Source organism: Tildeniella sp. (assembly GCF_059505325.1).
The window spans coordinates 59,542-78,641 of sequence record NZ_JCACKI010000015.1 but is presented as its reverse complement, the minus strand read 5'-3'; the positions used below and the strand labels follow the sequence as shown (position 1 = coordinate 78,641).

Below are 19,100 nucleotides of genomic sequence, written 5' to 3'. Positions count from 1 at the left end.
TTGCCCTATGACTGCCTCTGTTCCCGCTAAACGTAAGCCCAAAACGCCCAGTCAAGCGATCGCTGCCAAAGCGTTTCACTGGATCAATATCATCACACTCCTGCTGATGATCACCAGCGGACTGCGAATTTACAACGCCAATCCCGTGTTTGGCGGGCGGGCGGGCTGGCATTTTCCCAGCGTTCTCGTCATCGGCGGTGGTTTGGCAGAAGGGCGAGACTGGCATTTCGCCATCATGTGGCTCTACGCATTAAATTTGCTCGGCTACGGGCTGTATGTCTTCATCACTCGTCGCTGGCAGCATCGCTTCGCTAGTAGCAATGATCTGAAAGCCGTGCAGGTCAGCCAGAATGAAAAGCGTAAAACCTATGCGTGGCATCGGCTGGTGTATACCGCCATTATTCCGATTTTGCTGTTGGCGATCGCCAGCGGTCTTGCCATGTACAAACCCGTCCAATTGCACTGGCTAGCCGCGCTTTTTGGCAACTGGCAAACGCTTCGCACCATTCACTTCATCACCGTTCCCACTGTGCTTCTCTTCACCTTCGTACATTCGCTCCTTGTGCTTAGAGTCGGTACGGTGCGCTTAGTGAAATCAATGTTCGTGTAGTTAGCAGTCAGCCGTCAGCCGTCAGCGGTCAGCCGTCAGCGGTCAGCGGTCAGACAAAAAGGAAGCGAAAAGAACTCTCCCACTCCCCACTCCCTACTCCCCACTCCCCACTCCCTTCCCCATGCTGATTCTCCCCAAACGCACCCTTTCGCGTCGTCGTCTGCTGCAATGGTCTGGGCTGTCTGGCGCAGGGCTGCTGCTGAATGGTTGTGCATCGTCGTTGTTTGCAGAACAGGTTGGTCAATTCTCGGAGCCTTTGAATCAGCGGGTTGAAGCACTGATGCTGTCGCAGAAACCCGTGCCAGAGTTTGCCGCAAATGCCATTGATCCAGCCGAAAAGCTTTTGATCAACACGTTTGACTTCACGCCCAATATTGATCCGGCAGCGTTTCGACTGACGATCGACGGTGAAATCAGTAACCCCATGCAGTTGAGCCTGCCAGACCTACAAAAAATGCCGCTCACATCTATGAACATTCGCCATGTCTGTGTTGAAGGTTGGGCGGCGATCGTTCAATGGAATGGGGTGCGTTTACGAGATTTGGTCACGCTGGTACAACCCAAAGCCGATGTTCGCTACGTCTACTTCAAATCGGCAGATGGGTACTACGAGAGTTGGGATCTTGCCTCAGCCGTGCATCCTCAAACCCTGATGGCATATCAGCGTAATGGACAACCGTTATCAGCCGACAATGGCGCACCCTTGAGGCTGGCATCACCCATCAAGCTGGGCTATAAACAAAGCAAATGGGTCACTCAGATTACCTTTTTGAGCAACTTGATGCCCACAAAAGGCTACTGGGAGGACTTTGGCTATGAGTGGTTTGGTGGGTTGTAGCGTTAGCTAGATGGATGCAGCGATCGCACACGATGAAGTAGTGAGATCTAACGATCGCCCTCACATGCCTACTGAGGGGTGAGACACCATAGGGAAGACTTGGCAGAGCAAGCCACAATAACGATGATAGGGAAGTTGTCCCTTTGTGGTTTAGCTCTCAACAAAACAAAACATGGTGCCCCCTCTTCCATCAGGAACGGTGCTGCGCCAGCGGTACCTCATTCAGCAGGTTCTTGGTCAGGGCGGGTTCGGTCGCACATATCTGGCTTTAGATCAGGAGCGCTTCAACGAACCCTGCGTCCTTAAGGAATTTATTGTTCCGTATCACGACGGCACGCTGATTGAAAAAGCAAAAATTCTCTTTCACCGCGAAGCCAGCACACTGTATCAAATTCAACACCCTCAGATTCCGCGCTTTTGGGCTGCGTTTGAGGATGAGCAACGCTTCTTTTTAGTACAGGACTTTGTCGATGGACAAACCTATCGTCAGTTATTGAGCGATCGCAAGCAAAAAGGGCAAACCTTTTCGGAAGCCGAAGTCTTGCACTTTCTCAACCACCTGCTGCCTGTCCTTGCCTGCATTCACAGCCAGGGCATCATTCACCGCGATATTTCACCCGAAAATGTGATTCTGCAAACGCAGGCAGCGACGCAGCTAGAGCCAACACGTCCTGTACCTGACGCTGGCTTACCCGTACTGATTGACTTCGGTGCGGTGAAAGAAGCAACCAGCCACTGGCCCCTAATCTCCACGCCGACACGGGTTGGTAAGGTAGGCTATGCTCCACCTGAGCAACTCCAAACAGGCAAGGTGTATCCCAATAGCGATCTCTACGCGTTAGCGGCAACAGCGCTAGTGCTGCTGACGGGTCGAGAGCCACAAACACTGCTTGACAGCCGGACACTCACCTGGAATTGGGAGCCGCACGCCAGGATTGGCGATGAACTGGCAATGGTACTTCGGCGAATGCTGGCGGTGTATCCCGGCGATCGCTATCAGGCAGCGAACGAGGTTTTGCAAGATCTCCACTCGTTTGGAGCTGCGCCATTAGAGAGTACGCTGTTGCGATCGCCCTCATCTCATGGATCAGAAGCGTATGGATCGGAAGCGTATGGATCACAAACCAACAGTCAGCCCGCGATCGTGAATTTCTTGCAGCCACTGCCTGCTCGTTCAGCGCCATCAACTCAACCTGCTGTCGTCTATACGTCTTCGCCCAACGCGGTCAGAGATGCTCACAGCTCTGGTACACCTGATAGAAGCCATGATGGGCAGCCCTGGGCAAAGCGGGGAGGACGTGTACGGGCTGGCATCGCGGCGACGGTGCTGGCAGGTTTGGGCGTGGCATTGCCGATCGTCTGGCAAGTATGGATGACAGCACCCGACAGCACTGGCGAAGTTTGGGTGTCAGGTGCCAAATTACCGCAGTCGGAAGCCTCCCGTATCATTGATTCTCCAGGCATCAACGGCTCAAATTTAGCGATCAAACCGCCGTCTGAGTCCACAGAGACCGATAGCAATACGCCAACTAGAACCAGTAGACCACCTCAACGCATTCAATTTGCTCGTGGTCGTGTGGCGACAAAACTGCAAGGAACGTTGCAACCAACTGAGATGCAGCCTTATGTTTTGCAAGCAGCACAAGGGCAAATCATGACGGTAACGCTCCAGGGTGCTGATGCGGTCATGAATGTGCTGAGATCGAACCAGGAGGCGATCGACGCTGCATCTTACCAAACACGTAGTTGGACGGGACAACTGCCTGCCGACGATCGCTACACGATTCAGGTTTCTGGGGCGGGTGCTTATACATTAGAGGTTGCCATCACGCCGATCGCACCCTCAACGCAAGCACAAATTCAGCGGGTTGCGTTTGCACCGGGGACGACTGGCACCACAGTCACAGGGCAGCTTGAACCGAACCAAATTCAACGCTATCTGCTGCAAGCCAAGCGAGGACAAATGCTAGGCGTGAAAGTTCTACAGGGCGGCGTGAGTTTTAGTGCGATCGCTCCCAACGGTCAACGCGTTGGCAGTAGTGCGACGAGTACGAACTGGCAGGGACGCTTGCCACAAGAGGGTGACTACATTATTGAAGTGTCTACTAGCCAGACGGGAGGCTACGCGATCGCGCTTGAGGTTTTTTGATGTCATGAGGCACTTAAATTGAGAGCTTGTTGATTTAGATCAGCTTTTTGCTGACCGCTGACTGCTGACCGCTAACAGCTACACTCCTTAACGTTCGGGCTATTCTTCTCGCAGCATTTCGACTACTAACTGCGCCAATTTTGAGGCGGCACCGGGTTGACCGCGCACCTGACGGAGGTTGGTCTGCATTTGCTCCAGCTTATCCGGATGGTCAAGCAAGTCGAGAACGATCGCGGCAACAGTTGCTGGCTCTAAATTACCAGCCAGTTCGGGCACGATCTCAGCCTTTGCCCAAATGTTGGGCCATGCCAGCCGTCCTAGCCGTTTCAGCGCCAGATGCGTCATGAGTCTGGCAACGCGTCCTCCAACGATAGGTAGACTCGCCAGTAGCCCCGGTATGCCGTCCCAGGTAACAATGCGATCGATCTGCTGAAGCGGTAGAAGCACCAACATAGGTATCGTCAGCGCTCCTAATTCAGCCGTATTAGCACCAACTGTTGTTAAGCAAAGGCTGCATTGAGAGAGTAAGTCATAAGCAGGAGCCTGTGTCCATAGCTCGACCCGCAGCCCTGAGCGAGTTTTGAGAAACGGGCGATCGTCTGGTAAGTCCGGCAAAACCAACGTAGCTGCCGCCCAGCCCAGTTGATCGATCGCTCCATTCGACGCAGGGTCAGCAAACGTAGCGAGCGTTGCCAACTCCAGACCAGGTGCCACGGGAATCACAAAGCGTGCAGACGGATGAGCCGCATGGATGTGTTCTGCGATCGCCAAACACAACGGCACACCCAGCGAGAGCTTGGCGGGTTTAGAGCCGGGGAGGAGACCGATGAGGGGAGCAGCGGGGAAAAGAGGTAGGGGAGGCAGCGGGGCAGGGGAGAAAGAATGAAGAGCAGCGCTTGTTTCCGCTTCGTGGTGGAGTGAGAGATTCTCCCTGCTCCCTGGTTCTGTTACCCTTGCTCCCCCCTCCTCCCAAGCCCCCATTGCCCCTCTCTTCCAGCGTCCCGCTTCTGCCATCAGATCGCCAACGACGGTAAATTTGTGGGCGTACTTTTGAGGCGCACGGGTGAGAATATTGTCGTTCATGACACCGAAGCGATCGATCCAACGGTACCAACGGGCATCCCATTCGGCGTAGATCACGGTACGATAGCCCAACCGTTTGCCAATTAGCACTGGAAAAAATTGGTCGCCACCGAGAAAGAGAACCACGCCATGCGATCGCCAATCCCACTGTGCCGCCGTTTTACCCCACAGAAGGAAGGGAAAGAAGTGCTCTGCCCCCTGGACGCGATCGACTTCTGGGTAGCCACGGGCGATCGCGGCTTCTCGTCCACTCGCATTTGTGCAGGGTGAAAGCACAACCGAAAGCCTTACCTGACCGCGATCGTCGCCCAGTTGCTGGCGCAGCGCTCTTACCACAGGCTTGACCCAGGTTGCCAGTTCACCTGGACCGTTGGACAAAATCAGAATATCAACAGGGTGATGCACGTCTCTAGCCTCTCTCCGCTCTAGCCTCTCTCCGCCTTAAACACAATAGCGCCTTCGTCTGTTGGCTTGACCGATGACGGAAACCGAAACCTTATACGAGACAGACGAGAGCAAAAGACCTGAATCAAAATTGGGCGATCGCTCCTCTGTCAAAGATGAGACGATATAGTGAGTTAATCCCCGTATAGTGGGAGCGTATCCGGTTCAAACTCGATTAGGGCTTAAGCAAAGCCACTAATCATGACAAAGTAACGCGCGATCAGCGCTCAAGACCTCTAGTTGTTAAGGTCTGCCCCGCATCAACGAGTAGAGTTAACCTCGATGAGCAACTCCACTTCCATTTTGGAAGACCTGCTGCAAGCCCTGCCAAATCTTAGAACCCAGCTTTACTTTAAGTCTTCTCTGACTGCACTTTCTCACGCGATGGAAGATCAGGTGCTTGCCGGGGTTGGTAGCTCATTGGTGATTGCAAGTTTTCAACGTGAGCGCTTCTACCGACAGGAGGCACACCGCTACTTACGCATTTCAGAACAGGCAGAGCAGGTGTACGTGCTGGCAGCGCCAGAGACTGATTTTGCCAATCGGTCTGATCAGTATGAAACGATCGCGTTTGCTCCCACAGATGCGCTAGCGCAGGAATGGCACCTGGTGGTGGTGGGTGCCCGCTATGCCGCTTGCCTGCTTTGCCGAGAGAAGCAGGTGCCCGTCTCTACAACCGATTCAACCATGCAGCTTGCTACTGATCAGGCTCGACGGTTTGAGGGCATCTGGACATTTGATCGACAGACTGTGTGCATGGCAGCAGAACTGCTGTTAGACCGAATCGTGGCGTATCGTCCAGAGTTAGCCACGAAAATTGCCCAGGCAAAAAACCAACTTCAGATCGATCGCGGCATTCGTGCGAACGATGCTGATCCTGAGCCGTTCGCAGAGCGTCTGGTTACTTATCTCCAGGCTGGACAGTACAAACTTCTCAAAGCGTATCGCTCGATCGCGGCAAAAGAACGCAAAGAGCGGCTGGTTAACTCGATTACCGCCGCTATTCGGCGATCGCTGAACCCCGAAGAAATCTTCGCAGTGGCAGTCCAGGAGCTAGGGCAGGCGCTACGTGGCTGTCGGTGTTTAATCTATCGCTGCAAAGCCACTGATGAGGCTGCCACGATCCAGCACGAGTCTCTTGGAGCCGCTGTCGATTCACTCATCGGGCAGAAATGGCTACTGCGAGAGAATCCCTTGTTCCAAGCCGTCGTTGAGCAGCAGGAAAGCGTCTATCTTGCCGATGCTCAGGCAAATCCCTGGGTGCTAGAAGATGGGCGAACCGTTTTACCGCCACGATCGTCAGCAACCGACGATCAGCCCGAATCGTTGGTGCAGCGCTGGACGATCGCCTCCTGGTTGATGGTGCCCGTGATGCATCAAAATCGGCTTCTGGGTATGGTTGAGCTGCATACCTGTGGTGGCACCCTACATGAGTGGACAGAAGCAGAGCTTGGGCTAGTAGACGCGATCGCGGCTCAAATTGGGGTTGCTCTCATCCAAGCCGAAGCCTATGCCAACCTCGAAGATCTGAACCAACAGCTTGCAGCGCTCGACCTCACCCGCAGTAACCTGATTGCCATCACCGGACACGAACTACGCACGCCCCTCTCAACCATTCAGGTCTGTCTAGAGAGCCTTTCCAGTGAACCCGACATGCCCCACGAACTGCGCCAGATTATGCTCCAATCTGCCCTTTCCGACACCGAACGGATGCGTAAGCTCGTCCAGGATTTTCTCACTCTGTCACAGCTCGAAAGCGGTCGTGTGCAGTGGCATTTAGAGTCCCTGCCGCTACAAGAATGTGTTGACCTTGCGCTCAGTAGCATCCGCACCCGTCAACGTCACAGTGACCTGCCCGAAATTACTGCTCAGGTACCACCTGAATTACCGCTTGTACAAACTGACGGCGAATGGCTGGTCGAAGTGCTCTCAAAACTGCTGGACAATGCCTGCAAATTCACCGCTCCACAAGGACGCGTTGTCATTCAGGCACACCAAAACGGCGGCAAAATGCTCGAAGTCACGGTCGCCGATACGGGACGAGGCATTGAACCGAATCGCCTGGAAACCGTGTTCGATCGCTTTTACCAGGAAGAAGGAGCCTTACGCCGCACCGCAGGCGGTACCGGGCTGGGTCTTGCTATCTGCCGCCAAATCGTCACCGGGCTTGGCGGACGCATTTGGGCAGAATCGGACGGTAAAGACCAGGGCAGCAAATTTCACTTCACCGTGCCGATCGTTCACAATGGGGCAGCCGAAAAAGCGCCCAAAGCCAGGACGGAAAGAGGCAAAATTGTACGTACTAGAAGCCGATGAATGCGATTCATCACGTGGCGATTGCTAACAACTGTTACAGTTCCCATCACACGTGGTCGATGGTGGCAGACTCAGTGATACGATTTCCTCAAATATCGAGAGAGAAATCCAATGGCAGAAACTCTTTCTGGACAAGCACCTTTATTCGGCGGTAGTACAGGCGGACTGCTGACCAAAGCTCTTGTTGAAGAAAAATACGCGATTACCTGGACAAGCCCTAAAGAGCAAGTCTTTGAAATGCCAACAGGCGGCGCAGCCGTAATGCGGCAAGGCGAGAACTTGCTGTACTTCGCGCGCAAGGAGCAATGCCTTGCTCTTGGCGGTCAGCAACTGCGTGCAAAATTTAAGATTACAGATTACAAAGTTTACCGAGTCTATCCCAGCGGTGATGTTGAATATCTTCATCCTAAAGATGGTGTTTTTCCTGAAAAGGTCAATCCCGGTCGTCCGCAGGTCAACAGCGTTGCACGTAACATTGGCAGCAATCCCGAACCTGCCAAGTTGAAGTTCAGCGGTACACCGACCTACGAAGCTTAGTTCGTTAAAATCTAGTGTTCTGGTTTAGTAACTCAACGATCGCCTCAAAGGTTAACCTCTGAGGCGATTTTTTGTTACTGTCGGTAAGTCTTACCTCTTGATACAGCGCTAAAGATGTTTAAAAGCGACGCGCCACGTTTGTAAAACCAGAAACCATGGTTTGTAGCTGTCAGCCGTCAGCCGTCAGCCGTCAGCCGTCAGCGAAAAGCTGATCGCTGATCCAAAAGTGTGCAGTTATCTTTTAGCAAGCTCTTAAGCGGTACCATTAGTAGTGCAAAAGAGTAGTGCAAAAGAACTCGACGTTGCTATGCCCAAAGCGTGTGTCATTGGTCTGGGAAAATCGGGAATAGCGGCAGCTCGATTACTCAAGCGCGAGGGGTGGGATGTGACGGTAAGCGATGCTGGCAGTTCAGATAGTTTGCGTCAGCAGCAGCAGCAGCTTGCAGCCGAAAAGATACCCGTCAACCTGAAGGAAGCCTTTGATCCTGAACGGGTTGAGTTATGGCAAGCAGAGTCTTTACAGCGGTTCGTCGTCAGTCCCGGTGTGCCCTGGGATCTTCCGGGCTTAGTTCACGCCAGAACACTGGGTATTGAAACCATTGGTGAGACCGAATTAGCGTGGCAGCATCTCAAGGAGTGCCCCTGGGTTGGCATCACAGGCACAAATGGCAAAACGACGACAACGGCGCTCATTGCCGCCATTTTTCAAGCAGCAGGATTATACGCACCCGCCTTTGGCAACATCGGCCATGCCGCGTGTGAGGTCGCTCTAGACCCCAAGAAGCCCGACTGGGCGATCGCTGAACTCAGCAGCTATCAAATTGAATCGTCACCGTCGATCGCGCCTCAAATCGGCATCTGGACAACCTTCACACCCGATCATCTGAGTCGCCATAAAACGCTAGAACGGTACCGCGAGATCAAGTCGCATTTACTCAGCCAGTCTCGTCAGCAGGTCTTTAACGGTAACGACCCCTTCTTACAGAACCTGGGTAGACGCGGACTTGCCCCTGTGCGGGCAGAATCCTGTTGGACGAGTGTATTCGGTAAGGCAGCTTTGAACGGTGATCCAGCTCAAGGCATCTATATTGAGGATGCGTGGGTACGCACGTCTACTGAACTGATCATGCCTGCTAACCTGTTACGAATGCCGGGGAGCCACAATCAGCAAAATCTTTTGTTAGCAGTTGCAGCGGCAAGGCTGGCAGGCATTGATAAGACCACGATCGCTCACGCGATCGCTACCTTCCCTGGTGTCCCGCATCGCCTGGAGCACATTCGCACCTGGCAAGGCATCGACTTTATCAACGACAGCAAAGCCACCAACTACGACGCGGCTGAAGTAGGCTTGTCGGCTGTCAATCACCCCACCATTCTCATCGCGGGTGGCGAGGCAAAACTGGGCGACGACAACGCCTGGATTACTGCCATCCAGTCAAAAGCCGCCGCCGTACTCTTGATTGGCAACGCTGCTTTCACCTTTGCTCAACGCTTGCAGCAAGCAGGCTATGCTAATGCCGAAATCGTCGAAACAATGGAGCAGGCAGTCACACGATCGGCAGAACTTGCCAAACAGTATCAAGTGCCCACTGTGCTCCTTTCACCTGCCTGTGCAAGCTTTGACCAGTACCAAAACTTTGAGCAGCGTGGGGATCACTTCCGTGAGCTGTGTCAGGAATTGCCGGGGTGAGGCGGCGGAAGGCAGAAGGCAGAAGACAGAAGAAAATCAACTCAGAACTCTTCCTCCCTCTATCTCCTGCCTCCCTTGCCTCCCTTGCTTCCCCCACTCCCTACTCCCCACCCCCGTTCGGCTGAGCTCACGTCGAAGCCACTCCCTACTCCCCACTCCCCACTCTCGCCTCTGGCAGAATCAGCATGGCATCACCGAAGGAGTAGAAACGGTACTGTTCTGCGATCGCCACCTGATACAAAGCCAGTAAACGCTGTCGTCCAATTAAGGCGCTGACCAACATCAGTAGACTGGACTTTGGTAGGTGAAAATTGGTCATCAAGCCATCAACGATACGCCACTGGTAGCCTGGATAGATAAACAGATTGGTCTTGTCGCAGAACGGCTGCATAGTACCGCTTTGCATGGCTGACTCCAGCGATCGCACAACGGTTGTGCCAACTGCAATAATCCGTCCGCCTCTCGCCTTCGTTTGCTGAATCTTGGCGACGGTCGCTGCGGGTACTTCCACCCATTCAGCGTGCATCGTATGGTCAGTAATCGTTTCTGCCTCCACTGGGCGAAAGGTGCCAATCCCAACGTGAAGGGTAACAAATGCCTGCTCAATGCCTTGCGATCGCAAATGCTGCAACAGTTCAGGGGTAAAATGCAGACCCGCAGTTGGAGCAGCTACCGCTCCGGGTCGATCAGCATAAACGGTTTGATATTGCTCAGGTTGCGCCTCTGTTTGAGTGATATAAGGCGGCAACGGCATTTGTCCTAGCTGATTGATCCACTCGTCTAACGAGATTCCCGCTGGTACATTGAACTGTAAAACACGCCCACCTGTAGCGGCATCGATCGCCACCACTGTCGCGCTTAAGCTTTCAGACTCTTGCTTGCCTCTCTCTCCAAACACTATCGTAGCGCCCGGTTTCAGCCGTTTGCCTGGTTTGACCAATGCCAGCCAGCAATTTGATGCACCATCGGCACGAGTAGAATCAGCCTGTGGCTCCAGCAGCAGCACCTCCACAGGCGTTCCGCTGGTTTTGTGACCATATAAGCGCGCCGGAATGACGCGAGTATTGTTCAACACCAGCAAATCACCCGATCGCAACAAGTGAGGCAAATCCCGCACGATCGCATGACGATGCTCCACCTGATCTTTTACGACTAGTAACCGTGCACCATCACGAGGAACACAGGGCGTTTGGGCAATCAGCGCGTCGGGCAGAGTGTAGTCATAGGCAGCAAGCAGGCGATCGAAAAGCATAGCTAAGGTTGTTGGTTGTTGGTTGCTAGTTGTTGGTTGCTAGAAGCAGAGGGAGTAGACCTTCTCATAGGGACGTTACACATAATGTCCCTACCACAGATTCAAAACCTCATCCCTCACTCCTCACTCCTTACCCGAATTGGGTGGAAACCCTCTCCAGTTCGGGGGGTTTCACCCTGGCATTTGATATACGTTTAGTGGAATATATAGGATGTAAGCGTTTGACTGGTCTGGAAAAACTGTGATGGACTACCTGTATCATCTTTCAAATGCAACCCTCACCTTAAGGGTTGTTGAGTATTTACATTACTCCAGTCTGTTTCCAGTACGCTTCATGACTGTGATTCACCAAATTGACGGCTGGATTATTAAAGTAAAAATGAGCCGCTGCTTGGAACCTTACGAGCATGGCAATTTCCGCGCCTTTATGAATGAGTTGGGCATTCCCTGCGAACCGGGCATTCGAGTACAAATGGCACTTTGGGGCTTGGAAACGGGGCAGTCGCCCGTTGATGTGATGCATCGCTACCAGGTGGCGGTGGTTTCGCACGGTACGCCCGATCGCGAGGAAATTGAAGAGTTTCGGCAGCAGTTTGTCCAAGGCTTAGGCTATTGCCCAGAGACGCTGGCGTAGGGAACGGCATTGAAATTCAATCCAGCATAAAGGCGGCTGGAATGTAGTCTTGAAGGGTCAGATAGTAGCCTGCCATTGCAGCCCTTGCTTGGATTGAGTCAGGCATTGTTGTGTTGCTCTGAGAGTTGCTTTGGGTCAACGTTGCGCCTCTGGTACTCATTTGCCGACAGCACACGAGCGCCACATCAAACTGGCAGGGTAGCTCTGCCCAGTCAGGATGATCGATCAAGAACAGTTGAGCAGTTTTCCACAATTTGGAGCGCTTTCGGGCTGTAATGGCTAACGCACCATCGCAGTCCCAGTTGCCTCGACTACGGGTTTTGACTTCAACAAAGGCTAGAGCGATCGGCTGAGTCGGATGCTGCGGTGAGGGCTGACCAGCCACTAAATCCAGTTCACCCCAGCGGCAATGCCAACGCTGCTGCAGCACTAGCCAGCCACGATCGCACAACCACTGCGCCACCAACGCCTCTCCTAACGCACCGATATCAGACGTGCCAGCGTCGAGGGCTTGAGCGTGGGTTGCTGGAATGGCACTTTCAGAACGGCGTTTGGGCTTTGACGGCATAAGGCTAACTGAGCTGACCTTTCCTCAGAATTGACCATCTCAAGGTTAAAAGCGCCAAGTCAAAAATCTCTTCACTGTTTCAGTTTGCTGCTGTAGAGCCAGAAGCGCAACGGATTCGGGTAGGATCGGAGGCGTAGCGATCGTGTTCATGCACCTACAGAACCGAGCGATGTCACGGTCATGTTTGTGGATTAGAGGCGATCATCAATGGGTTGGGTATCGGCATCGACAATGAGCAGCAGACAAGTAGATCCGGTAGTGAAATTGCGTTCAACGCATTGGCTTGCAGAATTTCTAGCAGTAATACAACTCTGGCGATGGCAGCAAAAACGGGCGATCGCAAGCCTCGTCATAAGAAGTATTTTGATCATCGGCATGGGGGTGTTAAGTCCGCTGCCTGTTCTTGCAGACGATTACAACCGAGATTTTCTCGTTGGAGCTGATTTTTCTGGCAAAGTCTTGACAGACTCCAGCTTCACCAAAGCAAACCTGCGGGGCAGCAATTTTAGCCATAGCGATCTGCACGGCGTGAGCTTTTTTGGTGCCAACCTGGAAGGTGCAAATTTTGAGGGTGCTGACCTACGGAACGCGACGCTGGATGCCGTACGGTTTACAGACGCAAATCTGACTAACGCCAATCTAGAAGGCGCATTTGCGTTTAACGCCAAGTTTGGTGGCGCGATCGTCGATGGTGCCGATTTCACCGATGTCGATGTGCGGCAAGATGCCCAAACCCTTTTGTGCAAGCTGGCAAAAGGAAAAAATCCCACAACCGGACGCGAAACACGAGACACGCTGAACTGCAAGACTTAGGATTCGTTAATGAGTCATTTTCTAAAAATTTGAGATCTATGTCTCGACCTACCATGCTCAAGGCAGCCCGTCGTCACAGGTTATTCTCAATAGCGATGCAATCATTTAAGGAGTTAAGGATGTTATGACGAATTGATCGTTCTAGTGAGTATTCGCGTTCTCTATGACGAAATCTTGAGAGTTGATCGGTGAATAAAGGGGTGCGTGTCACCTCCTGGAGAGAAAATTCATAAAGCATATTATGAGCGACTCAGGCACAATCGATTTCGTTAGCAACAAGCTTGGTAAGCTCTTCAAAGTCTGGCGTGAGCGCAACACGTTGGGTTTGCTGAAATTTCTTTATCGTCGCAGCTTAGAGAAAGTTCGAGGGCAAATGACGTATCACAAATGGGTCATGCGCGATCGTCTCACTCAAGCAGATATCCTTGCCGCTCAGCGTACGATCGCGCAATGGACTGTGCGCCCAAAATTTTCGGTCATCATGCCCGTCTACAACGTCGATGCAAGCTGGCTCGAAAAAGCGATCCAGTCTGTGCAGAACCAAATCTATCCCCATTGGGAACTCTGCATTGTCGATGATGCCTCGCCCAAGCCACATATCAAGCGCATCCTCACCCACTACAGCCAGCTTGACGATCGCATCAAAGTCGTCTTTCGCTCTGAAAATGGTCAAATTGTCGCTGCCAGCAACGATGCTTTAGCACTGGCAACAGGCGATTACATTGCCTTGCTTGACCACGACGACGAACTTGCGATCAATGCGCTCTTTGAGAACGCCAAGCTGATTAATAAGCATTCTGATGCAGACTTCATCTATAGCGATGAAGACAAGATGGATACGAAAGGCAAGCGGCTCGATCCATTCTTCAAGCCTGATTGGTCGCCCGATTACTTCCACGCCTGTATGTACACCTGTCATTTGGGTGTCTATCGTACCAGCCTGATTCGCGCGATCGGGGGCTTTCGTGCAGGCTATGATGGCGCGCAGGACTACGATCTGGTGCTGCGTGTCGTCGAAAAAACCCGATCCATCTATCACATTCCCAAAATTCTTTATCACTGGCGGGTGATTCCTGCATCCGTGACGGCTGGTGGAGAACAGGCAAAGCCCTGGGCGTATGTTGCAGCGCGGAGAGCATTAGAAGATATGCTGGCGCGCAGCGCTTACCCCGGTTTAGTTGAAGCAGTACCCGATCGACCGGGCTTTTGGCGCGTTCGCCGTCAGCTTATGGGTGAACCATTGATTAGCATCATCATTCCCAGTGCCGGAAAGGCAATGCTGACAGCAGAGCGATCGATGGTCGCGCTAGAAAATTGCCTTCGTAGCATTCAGGAACGCAGTACTTACCATAATTTCGAGCTGATTTTAGTTGATGGGTATGACATTTCAGACGACATCCTGACAAGAGTAACGACAGCGTTTGCAGGTGATGCAACGCCTAATCTGCAATTAGTGCACTGCAAAGAACCATTTAACTTCTCCCACCGGATTAATCAGGGTGCTGCCAATGCCAACGGTCAATTTCTGCTGCTGCTCAACGACGATACAGAAGTGATCACACCTGATTGGCTGGAGTCGATGCTGGAATTTGCCCAGCAGGACGACATTGGCGCGGTAGGTGCAAAACTACTCTTTCCCGACGGCAAGCTTCAGCATGGAGGTGTCATGGTGCTAGGAGGGAATCCTGGTCATGCGTATCACGGTTTCGATGACGATCATCCAGGCTACTTTTGCTCCAATCTAGTGAATCGTAATTATCTGGCGGTAACGGCTGCGTGCTTGATGATTCGTCGGGAACTGTTCCAGCAAGTGGGCGGCATGGACGAAATCTTTCCGCTCAACTATAACGACGTAGATTTTTGTTTGAAGGTGCATCAGGCAGGCTATCGCAATGTGGTAACACCGTATGCACGCCTAATTCACTACGAATCAATGAGCCGCAAAGCAGGACTGCAACCTCATGAGTGGGAAACTTTAAACCAAAAGTGGAAGGGCTATTTCAATCAGCTCAACGGCGATCCGTACTACAACCCCAACCTGTCGCATCGAGCAGTCACGTTTGAACTGTGGTGATCGACAACTGTGGTGATTAACGCTTTGCTGGATGAACGATCGCGCGATCGCCCATAATGAATCTGTTGCCTCTTAACGTGCAAGTGCCATGCAGACCAGCGATAGACTGACAAACCTAGCTCAATTGACTGTCCCAACCCGTACCGCGACGGTCAGCCGCACAACAGGCGAGACGGATGTGCAGGTGACGCTGAACCTGGATGGTACCGGGCAGTGCGCTGCAAAAACCGGGATTCCCTTTCTCGATCACATGCTGCACCAGATTTCCTCCCACGGACTGATCGATCTGCACGTGCAGGCAACGGGCGATCTGGAAATTGACGACCATCACACCAACGAGGACGTAGGCATTACGCTGGGGATGGCGCTGGCAAAGGCACTGGGCGATCGCAAAGGCATCATTCGCTTCGGTCATTTCGTTGCACCTTTGGATGAAGCACTCATTCAGGTCGCACTCGATTTTTCGGGTCGCCCTCATCTCAGCTATGGGCTAGAGATTCCGACTCAGCGCGTTGGCACCTACGACACGCAACTGGTACGGGAATTCTTTGTAGCGATCGTCAATCATTCCCAGATGACGCTCCACATTCGCCAACTCGACGGTATCAACTCACACCATATTATTGAAGCGACGTTCAAAGCATTGGCGCGATCGCTTCGTATGGCAGCCGAAATCGACCCCAGACGCGCACACACGATTCCCAGTTCCAAAGGGGTGTTGTGAGGAAGGGGAGAGGAGTGGGGAGTGGGGAGTGGGGAGTAGGGAGTGGGGAGTAGGGAGTGGGGAGTAGGGAGTGGGGTGTAAGGAGCTTTGAGTTTTGAGTTTCTTCCTTCTGCTCTCTGCCTTCTGCCTCCTGCCTTCTGCCTTCATCCCGCTAGACAGATTGTAACGAAGCGCTTAATATCCAATAGTGATGGCTTACTCAATAGCGCGTTATGACTCTTAGTGTTGGTGATCCTGCTCCCGCGTTCAGCTTGCCGGACAGCAATGGTAATATCGTTAACCTGGCTGATTTGCAAGGTCAGCGTGTAGTGCTGTATTTCTATCCCCGCGACAATACTCCCGGTTGCACCAAAGAAGCGTGCGGTTTTCGAGACTCCTATACTGAATTTCAAGGTAAAGATGTTGTGGTGCTTGGTGTCAGCACTGATGATGCTCAGTCTCACACAAAGTTTACGACTAAGTTTGAGTTGCCGTTTCCGTTGCTGACAGATGAGGACGGACAGGTTGCCACTGCTTATGAGAGCTATGGGCTTAAGAAGTTTATGGGCAAAGAATACATCGGTATCAGTCGCAATACGTTTGTGATTGCTCCAGATGGTACGATCGAAGCAATCTACAAAAAAGTCAAGCCTGAATCCCATGCGAAGGAGATTTTGGCGACGCTTGCTTAAACGGGTAGTTTTTCAGCCCGCAATCTTAACCTATGCGTCGGTTATGGCATTTTGGACAAGCTGTATTGGGCGTTCTGTTCCGGCATCCGGTGACGGGCACAAGCATTATTCCGCTTCTGCCAGACGGGCGCATCGTGCTAGTGCAGCGCCGCGATAATGGTCGGTGGGGCTTACCTGGCGGTATGGTTGATTGGGGCGAAGACCTCATCACCACAGTTTACCGAGAGCTGACGGAAGAAACGGGGCTAGAGGTCGCCAAAATTTGCCGTCTAGTCGGTGTTTATTCGTCGCCAGAACGTGACCCTCGCATTCACTCGATCTGCGTGGTGGTTGAAGTGGAGGCACAGGGCACGATACAAATCCGCGATCCGATGGAAGTGCTCAATGTGCAGGCGTTCTCACGAGGAGAGTTACCGTTGGGTCGGCTGTCTCACGATCACGATCGCCAGCTTCAGGATTATCTGAACGGACAAACGACGTTAGCGTAGAGAGCTATCAGCTATCAGCTATCAGCTATCAGCCGTCAGCTATCAGCCGTCAGCTATCAGCTATCAGCTTTCCGCTGACCGCTGACCGCTACAAAGCAATACAGGACTTCTAAAAGTGGCGATCGACGTTTAGTATTAACTCAAACGACTCGCGTAACACTACTTCATTGTTCAGGATGGCTCTACCGCTCAGAAATGCTCGTATCAGGCTCCCTCAAGGTCAGATTTTTTGGCGTGAAGTGGGGCAGGGACGCACGATCGTCTTTTTGCATGGTTCCTGGGACGACAGTGGTCAATGGGTACCCATCATTGAACGGTTAAGTACGGAGTATCACTGCCTTGCACCCGACTTGCTGGGGTTTGGTGAATCAGAACAACCCAACGTCCACTATGCGATCGACCTGGAAGTCGAGTGTTTGGCAGAGCATTTAGAAGCGCTGAAACTACGACGGGTCTGTCTAGTGGGGCATTCGTTAGGCGGTTGGATTGCGGCTAGCTACGCGCTGAAGTATCTCGATCAGGTCGAAGGCGTTGTCTTGCTGGCACCAGAAGGCGTACAGGCTGAAGGGTTAGGAGGACGCTGGTGGCAAGCACGGTTATTAAAACTAGCCGTGACGGGATGGGTATTGCGATCGCGCCACGCACTCCGCAAAGTCCTCAAACTCCGCAATCCCGACCGACTGTTACAGCGACGACGACAACTCCTTGCTTTCCCTGTTGCCTGCAAGCTGCTGTTCCAACGCCGACGGGCAGAACTGCGATCGGAACAGCTCCAGGAACAGTTGAAATGGCTCAAAGTGCCCGTGCTAGTGCTACAGGGTGAACAAGACACCCCCACGGCTAAACGTTTGAATCAAACCTACGCGCAACTCGCCCCAGACGCAAAACTCCAACAGTTACCCAGTACCAGCAGTAATCTCCTCGAAACCCAACCTGATGCCGTTGCTCAAGCGATTCGAGGATTTGTAGGAAGAAAGGCTAAAGGATGAAGGCAGGAGGCAGAAGGCAGGAGGCAGAAGGCGGAAACTCCCCACTCCCCACTCCCCACTCCCCACTCCCTACTCCCCACTCCTCACCTTCCTCATCCCCCAAAAAATCAAATGCGGCTCAACGGTAACTCGACGTGCCAAGGCGGGCGCATGGGCTGTGAGGTAACTGTAGAGACGATCGCTGTCTCCACCTCGTAGCATGACCTTACTAGCGGGAAACTGCTGCCACCAATCGTCTATAAAGGCTTGTAGACCTGCTAGTAGGGTGTAAAGAATGCCACTGGCGATCGCGTCGGCTGTGTTCGTTGCCCAGCGTGGCGGCAGAAGATGCTGCACTGCAAGACTTGCCGCACCGACATCAGGAAGGGCAGCCGTTGCCTGGTTGAGCGTGTGGAACTGTAGCCCCAATCCCGGCAAAATAGCACCACCCACCAGACGATCGCCTGCTGCACCAGTGAACGTCAGCGCGGTGCCTGCATCAATCACGAGAACGGGACTACCAACAGTGGCGATCGCGCCCCAGACTGCCAGCGCCCGATCGATCCCCAGTGTGGGATACAGCCCCTGCAACGGCACCTGTTCCAACGTAATGACGTGCGCTGAGGGATACTCCTGCCACAGTTGGCTTTGCTGGGGTACAACCGACGCAATGTAGAGGCTGGGTTTTTGAATAAACCGAGTGGCAAGAAGCTGTTGCACATCAGTTTCAGACAGATGAGGGGTGTCCCAGGTTCGCTGCATATCTCTGCCCATAAACTGTGCCCAATGCAGGCGCGAATTGCCGATCGACAAGGCAAACCATTGCTCGGAGGATGTGGGTTGAGCGTCACCAGAGGGGAGCATGGGGGTGTGGGGTGTGGGGTGTGGGGTGTGGGGTGTGGGGTGTAGGGTGTAGGGTGTGGGGCGTGGGCGAAATTTGAAAGGAACGATCGCCCTCTGAACTCTAACAATGCTATTTAAAGTAGGAACGATCGCGTTTAAAACAGGAACGATCGCGCTTGAAATAGGAACGATCGCCCTCTGAACTGCAACGATGCCATTTGAAGTAGAAACGATCGTGTTCTGAACTGCAATGATGCCATTTGAAGTAGGAACGATCGCGCTTGAAGTAGGAACGATCGTGTTCTGAACTGCAATGATGCCATTTGGAATAGGAACGATCGCACTTGAAGTAGGAACGATCGTGTTCTGAACTGCAATGATGCCATTTGGAATAGGAA

At 52.8% G+C, this 19,100-nt stretch carries 17 protein-coding genes; 13 read left to right on the top strand and 4 right to left on the bottom strand.

Annotated elements, in window-relative coordinates; translation table 11 throughout:
* Positions 1–7: 7 nt before the first annotated feature.
* The 3 genes from AC5JO6_RS06570 to AC5JO6_RS06560 all read left to right on the top strand — a co-directional run bounded on the left by AC5JO6_RS06570 (position 8) and on the right by AC5JO6_RS06560 (position 3,597).
* Complete coding sequence (locus tag AC5JO6_RS06570; RefSeq protein WP_496080248.1) at positions 8–610, top strand: cytochrome b/b6 domain-containing protein; 603 nt, start codon at positions 8–10, stop codon at positions 608–610.
* A 121-nt stretch (positions 611–731) separates the two neighbouring features.
* The gene (locus AC5JO6_RS06565) at positions 732–1,448 is read left to right on the top strand and encodes a molybdopterin-dependent oxidoreductase (protein ID WP_496080247.1); all 717 of its coding nucleotides are present in this window, start codon (positions 732–734) and stop codon (positions 1,446–1,448) included.
* A 172-nt stretch (positions 1,449–1,620) separates the two neighbouring features.
* A complete protein-coding gene (locus tag AC5JO6_RS06560; protein ID WP_496080246.1) occupies positions 1,621–3,597 on the top strand; it encodes a protein kinase domain-containing protein in 1,977 nt (658 codons plus the stop codon).
* Between the two features lie 99 nt (positions 3,598–3,696).
* Here the strand turns inward: AC5JO6_RS06560 and AC5JO6_RS06555 are convergent, their stop codons facing one another.
* Complete coding sequence (locus AC5JO6_RS06555) at positions 3,697–5,085, bottom strand: glycosyltransferase family protein (RefSeq protein ID WP_496080245.1); 1,389 nt, start codon at positions 5,083–5,085, stop codon at positions 3,697–3,699.
* Positions 5,086–5,406: 321 nt separating this feature from the next.
* On the opposite strand from AC5JO6_RS06555, the gene AC5JO6_RS06550 reads away from it, so the two are divergent.
* The 3 genes from AC5JO6_RS06550 (at position 5,407) to murD (ending at position 9,667) form a co-directional block, all read left to right on the top strand.
* Complete coding sequence (locus AC5JO6_RS06550; RefSeq protein ID WP_496080244.1) at positions 5,407–7,440, top strand: DICT sensory domain-containing protein; 2,034 nt, start codon at positions 5,407–5,409, stop codon at positions 7,438–7,440.
* 111 nt (positions 7,441–7,551) lie between these two features.
* Positions 7,552–7,977, top strand: a complete 426-nt coding sequence (locus AC5JO6_RS06545) for a photosystem I reaction center subunit II PsaD (protein ID WP_496080243.1) — start codon at positions 7,552–7,554, stop codon at positions 7,975–7,977.
* Positions 7,978–8,284: 307 nt separating this feature from the next.
* Positions 8,285–9,667 carry a UDP-N-acetylmuramoyl-L-alanine--D-glutamate ligase gene (murD, locus tag AC5JO6_RS06540; protein ID WP_496080271.1) on the top strand — a complete coding sequence of 461 codons (1,383 nt, stop codon included), beginning with the start codon at positions 8,285–8,287 and terminating at the stop codon, positions 9,665–9,667.
* 145 nt (positions 9,668–9,812) lie between these two features.
* Here murD and queA read toward each other — a convergent pair whose 3' ends face one another.
* Positions 9,813–10,919, bottom strand: a complete 1,107-nt coding sequence (queA, locus tag AC5JO6_RS06535) for a tRNA preQ1(34) S-adenosylmethionine ribosyltransferase-isomerase QueA (protein ID WP_496080242.1) — start codon at positions 10,917–10,919, stop codon at positions 9,813–9,815.
* 244 nt (positions 10,920–11,163) lie between these two features.
* On the opposite strand from queA, the gene AC5JO6_RS06530 reads away from it, so the two are divergent.
* Positions 11,164–11,553: a hypothetical protein gene (locus AC5JO6_RS06530; protein WP_496080241.1), complete on the top strand. Its 390-nt coding sequence runs from the start codon at positions 11,164–11,166 to the stop codon at positions 11,551–11,553.
* Positions 11,554–11,569: 16 nt separating this feature from the next.
* Here AC5JO6_RS06530 and AC5JO6_RS06525 read toward each other — a convergent pair whose 3' ends face one another.
* A complete protein-coding gene (locus AC5JO6_RS06525; RefSeq protein WP_496080240.1) occupies positions 11,570–12,121 on the bottom strand; it encodes a YraN family protein in 552 nt (183 codons plus the stop codon).
* A gap of 375 nt (positions 12,122–12,496) precedes the next feature.
* On the opposite strand from AC5JO6_RS06525, the gene AC5JO6_RS06520 reads away from it, so the two are divergent.
* The 6 genes from AC5JO6_RS06520 to AC5JO6_RS06495 all read left to right on the top strand — a co-directional run bounded on the left by AC5JO6_RS06520 (position 12,497) and on the right by AC5JO6_RS06495 (position 17,880).
* Complete coding sequence (locus AC5JO6_RS06520) at positions 12,497–12,934, top strand: pentapeptide repeat-containing protein (protein WP_496080270.1); 438 nt, start codon at positions 12,497–12,499, stop codon at positions 12,932–12,934.
* A 241-nt stretch (positions 12,935–13,175) separates the two neighbouring features.
* Positions 13,176–15,008, top strand: a complete 1,833-nt coding sequence (locus AC5JO6_RS06515) for a glycosyltransferase family 2 protein (RefSeq protein WP_496080239.1) — start codon at positions 13,176–13,178, stop codon at positions 15,006–15,008.
* 88 nt (positions 15,009–15,096) lie between these two features.
* On the top strand, positions 15,097–15,732 hold the full coding sequence (gene hisB / locus AC5JO6_RS06510; protein WP_496080238.1) for an imidazoleglycerol-phosphate dehydratase HisB: 636 nt from the start codon (positions 15,097–15,099) through the stop codon (positions 15,730–15,732).
* 212 nt (positions 15,733–15,944) lie between these two features.
* Positions 15,945–16,403: a thioredoxin-dependent thiol peroxidase gene (bcp, locus tag AC5JO6_RS06505; protein WP_496080237.1), complete on the top strand. Its 459-nt coding sequence runs from the start codon at positions 15,945–15,947 to the stop codon at positions 16,401–16,403.
* Positions 16,404–16,435: 32 nt separating this feature from the next.
* Positions 16,436–16,891, top strand: coding sequence for an NUDIX domain-containing protein (locus tag AC5JO6_RS06500; protein WP_496080236.1), 456 nt, complete (start codon positions 16,436–16,438; stop codon positions 16,889–16,891).
* A 176-nt stretch (positions 16,892–17,067) separates the two neighbouring features.
* A complete protein-coding gene (locus tag AC5JO6_RS06495) occupies positions 17,068–17,880 on the top strand; it encodes an alpha/beta fold hydrolase (protein ID WP_496080235.1) in 813 nt (270 codons plus the stop codon).
* Positions 17,881–17,949: 69 nt separating this feature from the next.
* Here the strand turns inward: AC5JO6_RS06495 and AC5JO6_RS06490 are convergent.
* Positions 17,950–19,100, bottom strand: a 1,151-nt coding sequence (locus AC5JO6_RS06490) for a pantothenate kinase (RefSeq protein WP_496080234.1), incomplete at its 5' end; no start/stop codon positions are given.

What these genes read in the sequence shown, in the direction of transcription:
- hisB (WP_496080238.1), top strand. Translation starts at nt 15,097, where the DNA reads ATGCAGACCAGCGATAGACTGACAAACCTAGCTCAATTGACTGTCCCA.
- AC5JO6_RS06500 (WP_496080236.1), top strand. Translation starts at nt 16,436, where the DNA reads ATGCGTCGGTTATGGCATTTTGGACAAGCTGTATTGGGCGTTCTGTTC.
- AC5JO6_RS06495 (WP_496080235.1), top strand. Translation starts at nt 17,068, where the DNA reads ATGGCTCTACCGCTCAGAAATGCTCGTATCAGGCTCCCTCAAGGTCAG.
- AC5JO6_RS06520 (WP_496080270.1), top strand. Translation starts at nt 12,497, where the DNA reads ATGGGGGTGTTAAGTCCGCTGCCTGTTCTTGCAGACGATTACAACCGA.
- murD (WP_496080271.1), top strand. Translation starts at nt 8,285, where the DNA reads ATGCCCAAAGCGTGTGTCATTGGTCTGGGAAAATCGGGAATAGCGGCA.
- AC5JO6_RS06560 (WP_496080246.1), top strand. Translation starts at nt 1,621, where the DNA reads ATGGTGCCCCCTCTTCCATCAGGAACGGTGCTGCGCCAGCGGTACCTC.
- AC5JO6_RS06565 (WP_496080247.1), top strand. Translation starts at nt 732, where the DNA reads ATGCTGATTCTCCCCAAACGCACCCTTTCGCGTCGTCGTCTGCTGCAA.
- AC5JO6_RS06545 (WP_496080243.1), top strand. Translation starts at nt 7,552, where the DNA reads ATGGCAGAAACTCTTTCTGGACAAGCACCTTTATTCGGCGGTAGTACA.
- AC5JO6_RS06525 (WP_496080240.1), bottom strand. Translation starts at nt 12,121, where the DNA reads ATGCCGTCAAAGCCCAAACGCCGTTCTGAAAGTGCCATTCCAGCAACC.
- AC5JO6_RS06570 (WP_496080248.1), top strand. Translation starts at nt 8, where the DNA reads ATGACTGCCTCTGTTCCCGCTAAACGTAAGCCCAAAACGCCCAGTCAA.
- AC5JO6_RS06550 (WP_496080244.1), top strand. Translation starts at nt 5,407, where the DNA reads ATGAGCAACTCCACTTCCATTTTGGAAGACCTGCTGCAAGCCCTGCCA.
- queA (WP_496080242.1), bottom strand. Translation starts at nt 10,919, where the DNA reads ATGCTTTTCGATCGCCTGCTTGCTGCCTATGACTACACTCTGCCCGAC.
- AC5JO6_RS06530 (WP_496080241.1), top strand. Translation starts at nt 11,164, where the DNA reads ATGGACTACCTGTATCATCTTTCAAATGCAACCCTCACCTTAAGGGTT.
- AC5JO6_RS06515 (WP_496080239.1), top strand. Translation starts at nt 13,176, where the DNA reads ATGAGCGACTCAGGCACAATCGATTTCGTTAGCAACAAGCTTGGTAAG.
- bcp (WP_496080237.1), top strand. Translation starts at nt 15,945, where the DNA reads ATGACTCTTAGTGTTGGTGATCCTGCTCCCGCGTTCAGCTTGCCGGAC.